This window comes from Pseudomonas sp. SWRI77, assembly GCF_014269105.1.
GTDB lineage: Bacteria > Pseudomonadota > Gammaproteobacteria > Pseudomonadales > Pseudomonadaceae > Aquipseudomonas > Aquipseudomonas capeferrum.
Genome location: NZ_JABWRV010000062.1, coordinates 1 through 1,182, shown reverse-complemented (window position 1 = coordinate 1,182; position 1,182 = coordinate 1). Strand labels below are relative to the sequence as shown.

1 protein-coding gene is annotated in these 1,182 nt (G+C 56.4%); it reads left to right on the top strand.

The genetic code is table 11. The annotated features are described in order from the left end of the window. Positions 1-76 precede the first annotated feature (76 nt). Entirely contained in the window at positions 77-1,150 is a 1,074-nt protein-coding gene (locus tag HU766_RS25935) for an IS630 family transposase (protein WP_033698628.1), read from the top strand. The last annotated feature ends 32 nt before the right edge of the window (positions 1,151-1,182 follow it).

Below are 1,182 nucleotides of genomic sequence, written 5' to 3'. Positions count from 1 at the left end.
CTAGTGTGGTGTTTCACAAATACCGCTGAAAATCTGAGCTAGGCTCTGTGGAAGCCAACTCTCCAAGGGCATCGACATGGGCCGACCAGCAACCGTCATTACCCTTTCCGAAACTGAAAAGTCGGAACTGCTACGCCGGATCAAACTTCGCAAAGGCGCTCAGGATGCCCGCCTGCGCGCAGAGATAATTCTCGGCTGTGCCGCAGGCGAATCAGGCAATGACATCGCTCAGCGCTTAGGCACGAGCAAGGATGTGGTTTCGCGGTGGCGTCAGCGCTTCTCTAAGTTGGGGCTGCTGGGGCTGAACGATGAACCGCGCTCTGGCCGGCCTCGCACTATTTCCGATGAGCAAGTTCAGCAAGTGGTAAACCAAGTGCTGCAAGGTAAGCCCGACGACTCCAGTCATTGGAGCACGCGACGGATGAGTCGTGAGACGGGCCTGTCTCCTGCAAGCGTGATGCGCATCTGGCACGCGTTCGGGATCAAGCCGCACTTGGAGAAGACCTTCAAGCTTTCCACTGATCCGTTGTTTGTCGACAAGGTTCACGACATCGTTGGGCTCTACTTGAACCCACCCGAACGAGCCTTGGTGCTTTGCGTTGATGAGAAGAGCCAGATCCAAGCGCTGAACCGCACGCAGCCGGGCCTACCGCTTTCCCCAGGTAACCCAGCAACCCGCACACATGACTACAAACGACACGGAACGACCTCGCTGTTCGCAGCCCTGGATGTGGCAACCGGTGAGGTGATTGGCCGACTCAAACGACAACATCGCAGTACCGAGTTTCTCGCCTTCCTAAGGGAGATCGATGTGTCAGTGCCTGCCGATATGCCGATCCATCTGATCATGGACAATTACGCGACTCACAAGACCGACAAAGTCAGGGCGTGGCTTGCGGCGCGACCGCGCTACAACATCCACTTCACGCCGACCTCGGCATCTTGGCTGAATCTGGTTGAGCGGTTTTTCTCAACGCTGAGCGAGAAGTGGATCAAGCGGCAGGCACATGTCAGCGTTAAAGATCTGGAGGCGTCGATCGAGTACTACCTGGAAACCTACAACCAGAACCCGAAGCCATTTCGGTGGCACAAGAAGGCCGAGGACATCCTTGCCTCAGTCGCTCGCGCGGCGCGAGCGCTGGGCAAATGATTTTCAGTGGTATTTCTGAAACACCACACTAG

Coding starts and splice junctions, on each gene's coding strand:
- HU766_RS25935 (WP_033698628.1), top strand. CDS start 77: ATGGGCCGACCAGCAACCGTCATTACCCTTTCCGAAACTGAAAAGTCG.